Source organism: Cupriavidus sp. HPC(L), from assembly GCF_000307735.3.
GTDB lineage: Bacteria > Pseudomonadota > Gammaproteobacteria > Burkholderiales > Burkholderiaceae > Cupriavidus.
The window spans coordinates 1-4,262 of record NZ_AMPR02000242.1; the positions used below are offsets into that span (position 1 = coordinate 1).

The following is a 4,262-nucleotide window of genomic DNA, read 5'->3' on the forward strand; positions in this document are numbered from 1 at the left end:
CCTGCTGTCGCCGCATACCCGCACGCTGATGCAGGCGGCCGATCCGCGCCACTTCGCCACGCGCCATCCGGTCGCGATGCCGGTCGAGGCCGACCGGCTGGCGGCGCGCTTCGCCAGCTGGTACGAGCTGTTCCCGCGTTCGCAGAGCGGCGACGCCGAGCGCCACGGCACCTTCGACGACGTGATCGAACGCCTGCCGGCGATCCGCGCGATGGGTTTCGACGTGCTGTACTTCCCGCCGATCCATCCGATCGGCCGCGCCAACCGCAAGGGCCGCAACAACAGCCTGCGCGCCGCGCCGGACGATCCCGGCAGCCCGTACGCGATCGGCTCGCCCGAGGGCGGCCACGACGCGATCCACCCGCAACTGGGCACGATCGAGGACTTCCGCCGGCTGCGCGCGGCCAGCGCCGAGGCGGGGCTCGAGCTGGCACTCGACTTCGCGATCCAGTGTTCGCCCGACCATCCGTGGCTGCGCGAGCATCCCGAATGGTTCGCGCACCGGCCCGACGGCTCGCTGCGCTATGCGGAAAATCCGCCGAAGAAATACGAGGACATCGTCAACGTCGACTTCTACGCCAAGGGCGGCGCCGCCCCTGCGCTGTGGATCGCGCTGCGCGACGTCGTGATGTTCTGGGTCAACGAGGGCGTGCGCATCTTCCGCGTCGACAACCCGCACACCAAGCCGCTGCCCTTCTGGGAATGGATGATCGCCAACGTGCGCGAGCGCCATCCCGACACCATCTTCCTGGCCGAGGCCTTCACGCGGCCGAAGATGATGGCGCGGCTGGCCAAGCTGGGCTTCAGCCAGTCGTACACCTACTTCACCTGGCGCAACCACAAGCGGGAGTTGATCGAGTACATGACCGAACTGACGCGCTCGCCGCTGCGCGAATATTTCCGGCCGCACTTCTTCGTCAACACGCCCGACATCAACCCCTACTTCCTGCACGACTCGGGACGGCCTGGGTTCCTGATCCGCGCCGCGCTGGCGACGCTGCTGTCCGGGCTCTGGGGCATGTATAACGGCTTCGAGCTGTGCGAAGGCACGCCGCTGGTCGTCAACGGCGTGACCAAGGAGGAGTATCTGGATTCGGAGAAGTACCAGCTGCGCGCCTGGGACTGGAACCGGCCCGGCAATATCGTTGCCGAAATCACGCGGCTGAACCAGATCCGCGCCAGCCATCCGGCGCTGCAGAACCACCTCGGCCTGCGCTTCCTGCACGCGAGCGACGACGCGGTGCTGTACTTCGCGCGCTATGTGCCGACCTCGCACGATGCGGACGCCGGCTTCGGCGACGACGTGCTGCTGGCCGCGGTGAACCTGGACCCGCGCGCGGTGCGCGAGGCCGATATCGAACTGCCGCTGTGGGAATGGGGCCTGCCCGATCACGGCGCGCTGGCCGCCGAGGATCTGATGCACGGCCATCGCTTCCAGTGGCAAGGCAAGCATCAGCGCATCCGGCTCGATCCGCATGCGCTGCCGTTCGCCCTCTGGCACGTCAAGCCAAGACGCGAGGAGTCTGCATGAAGCGCCTCTCCGAGCGCGGCAGCACCGCGCTGCTGAACGCCGATCCGCTGTGGTACAAGGACGCGGTCATCTATCAGCTGCACATCAAGTCGTTCTACGACGCCAATGGTGACGGGGTCGGCGACTTCGCCGGTCTGCTGGCGAAGCTCGACTACCTGGTCAGCCTCGGCGTCGACACGATCTGGCTGCTGCCCTTCTATCCCTCGCCGCGCCGCGACGACGGCTACGACATCGCGGACTACCGCAACGTCCATCCGGAATACGGCACGCTGGCCGAAGTGCGGCGCTTCATCGCCGCCGCTCATGCGCGCGGGCTGCGCGTGATCACAGAGCTGGTGATCAACCACACCTCCGACCAGCATCCGTGGTTCCAGCGCGCGCGCCATGCCAAGCCGGGCTCGGCCGCGCGCAATTACTACGTCTGGTCCGACACCGACCAGGCCTACAGCGGCACGCGCATCATCTTCTGCGATACCGAGAAGTCCAACTGGAGTTGGGACCCGGTGGCCGGGGCGTACTTCTGGCACCGCTTCTATTCGCACCAGCCGGACCTGAACTTCGACAATCCGCTGGTGTTGCGCGACGTGCTGTCGGTGATGCGGTTCTGGCTCGATATGGGCATCGACGGGCTGCGGCTCGACGCGGTGCCCTATCTCGTCGAGCGCGAGGGCACCAGCAACGAGAACCTGCCCGAGACCCATACGGTGATCCGCCAGATCCGCAAGCATCTGGACGACCACTACCAGGGCAGGCTGCTGCTGGCCGAGGCCAATATGTGGCCCGAGGACGCGCAGCAGTACTTCGGCGGCGCGCCGGCCACCGGCGAGCGGCCCGCGCACGGCGACGAATGCCACATGGCCTTTCACTTCCCGCTGATGCCGCGCATGTACATGGCGATCGCGCGGGAGGACCGCTTCCCGATCACCGACATCATCCGCCAGACCCCGGAGATTCCGCCGAACTGCCAGTGGGCGATCTTCCTGCGCAACCATGACGAGCTGACGCTGGAGATGGTGACCAGCAGCGAGCGCGACTACCTGTGGGAGGTCTACGCGTCGGACCGCCGCGCGCGCATCAACCTGGGCATCCGCCGCCGGCTGGCGCCGCTGATGGAGCGCGACCGCCGCCGCATCGAGCTGATGAACAGCCTGCTGTTCTCGATGCCCGGCACGCCGGTGATCTACTACGGCGACGAGATCGGCATGGGCGACAACATCCACCTGGGCGACCGCGACGGCGTGCGCACGCCGATGCAGTGGTCGCCCGACCGCAACGGCGGCTTTTCGCATGCCGATCCGGAAAGGCTGGTGCTGCCGCCGCTGCAGGGCCCGCTGTACGGCTACGAGGCAGTCAACGTCGAGGCGCAGTCGCGCGACACGCATTCGCTGCTCAACTGGATGCGCCGCATGCTGGCGCTGCGGCGCCAGCACCGCGCGTTCGGCCGCGGCAGCTTCCGCTTCCTGTTCCCCGGCAACCGGAAAATCCTGGCCTATCTGCGCGAATACGAGGGCGAGCACATTCTTTGCGTGGCCAATCTGTCGCGCGCGCCGCAGGCGGTCGAGCTGGACCTGTCCGAATTCGAAGGCCGGGTGCCGGTCGAGATGCTCGGCGCGACCCCGTTCCCGGCAATCGGCCAGCTGACCTATCTGCTGACGCTGCCGCCCTATGGCTTTTACTGGTTCGTGCTGTCCACCGAGGCGCAGCCGCCGTCCTGGCACGTCGACGCGCCGCAGCAGATGCCCGAGCTGATCACGCTGATCATGCAAAACACCGCGCAAGCCGACCTGACCGAAGCGTCGCGTCGCATCCTGTCGAACGAAGTGCTGCCGGACTACATCGCGCGGCGCCGCTGGTTCGGCGCCAAGAGCGAGAAGATCCAGGGCGTCACCATCGCCTACGCGGTGCCGTTCGGCGCCGCCGCGCCCGGCGAAGCGATCTATCTGTCCGAGGTCGAGGTCGCGCTGAAAGAGCGCAGCGAGTGCTACCAGCTGCCGGTCAGCGTACTGTGGGACCACGACGCGCCCGGCGCGAGCGTGCCGCAACTGGCGCACGGGCTGGCGATGGCCCGCGTGCGCCGCGGCAGCCGGGTCGGCCTGGCCACCGACGGCTTCGTCGTCGAACGCTTCGCCCGTGAGGTGGTCAAGGCGCTGCGCGCCGGCACGGAGATCGCCACGCCGCGCGGGCAGATCCACTTCCGCGGCGGACCGGGCCTGGCGGCGCTGGCGCTGGAGGACGATCCGGTCCAGTGGATGTCGGCGGAGCAGTCCAACAGTTCGCTGTCGTTCAACAACTCGGCGGTGCTCAAGCTGGTGCGCCGCGTCTCCGGCGGCATTCATCCGGAAGCCGAGATGACGCGCTACCTGACCGAGCAGGGCTACGCAAATGCCGCCGCGCTGCTCGGCGAAGTGGTACGCACGGGCGCCGACGGCACGCCACATACGCTGATGCTGCTGCAGGGCTACATCCTGAACCAGGGCGACGGCTGGAACTGGACGCTCGACTATATCGGCCGCGCGATCGACGATGCGCTGCCGATGGAGAACGAGAACGGCGACGACGAGTTCACCGAGGCGATGCACGGCTTCGCGGCGATGGCGGCGACGCTGGGCCGGCGCCTGGCCGAGTTGCACGCGGTGCTGGCGCGGCCGAGCGACGACGAGGCCTTCACGCCGGTGCCGGCGGGCGAGGCGCAGGTGCGCGAGTGGACCGACGACGCGATGGCCGCGCTGGA

2 protein-coding genes are annotated in these 4,262 nt (G+C 68.0%); both read left to right on the forward strand.

Annotated elements, in window-relative coordinates; translation table 11 throughout:
* Positions 1–1,531, forward strand: a 1,531-nt coding sequence (locus B551_RS14560; RefSeq protein ID WP_043439847.1) for an alpha-amylase family glycosyl hydrolase, incomplete at its 5' end; no start/stop codon positions are given.
* Positions 1,528–4,262 (forward strand): maltose alpha-D-glucosyltransferase (treS, locus tag B551_RS14565; RefSeq protein WP_023264396.1); only part of this gene is annotated, 2,735 nt, incomplete at its 3' end. The genes B551_RS14560 and treS, both read left to right, overlap by 4 nt.